Below are 598 nucleotides of genomic sequence, written 5' to 3' on the forward strand. Positions count from 1 at the left end.
GGAGTGCCTGCGCCTCGATGGGATCGCCGAGCGTCGTCCCCGTACCGTGCGCCTCCACCGCGTCCACCTCGGACGGCTCCAACCCGGCATTCGCCAACGCCTGCCGGATCACCCGCTCCTGCGACGGGCCATTCGGTGCCGCCAGGCCGTTCGACGCGCCGTCCTGATTGACCGCCGAGCCCCGGAGGACCGCCAGCACCCGGTGACCGTTGCGGCGGGCGTCCGACAACCGCTCCAGCAGCACCAGGCCGGCGCCCTCACCCCAGGCCGTACCGTCGGCCGCCTCGGCGAACGCCTTCACCCGCCCATCGGCCGCCAGCCCCCGCTGGCGGGAGAAGTCGATGAAGGCGGCGGGTGTCGCCATGACCGTGACACCGCCGGCCAGGGCCAGCGAGCACTCCCCCGCCCGCAGCGCCTGCGCCGCCAGGTGGATCGCCACCAGCGACGACGAGCACGCCGTGTCCACCGACACCGCCGGACCCTCCAGCCCCAGCAGATACGACACCCGCCCGGAGGTCACACTCGTCGCCGTGCCGGTGGCCACATAGCCGTCCGCGTCGTGCGAGATCTGGTCCACTCCGCCCGCGTAGCCGGATGC

The 598-nt window shown here is 73.7% G+C and carries 1 protein-coding gene; it reads right to left on the bottom strand.

Annotated features, from left to right (window positions below; translation table 11 throughout):
• Positions 1-598: beta-ketoacyl synthase N-terminal-like domain-containing protein (locus tag H5J33_RS36530; RefSeq protein ID WP_181798968.1), on the bottom strand; the 598-nt coding region annotated here is incomplete at both ends.

It is taken from the genome of Streptomyces sp. WELS2 (assembly GCF_013870595.1).
GTDB lineage: Bacteria > Actinomycetota > Actinomycetes > Streptomycetales > Streptomycetaceae > Streptomyces.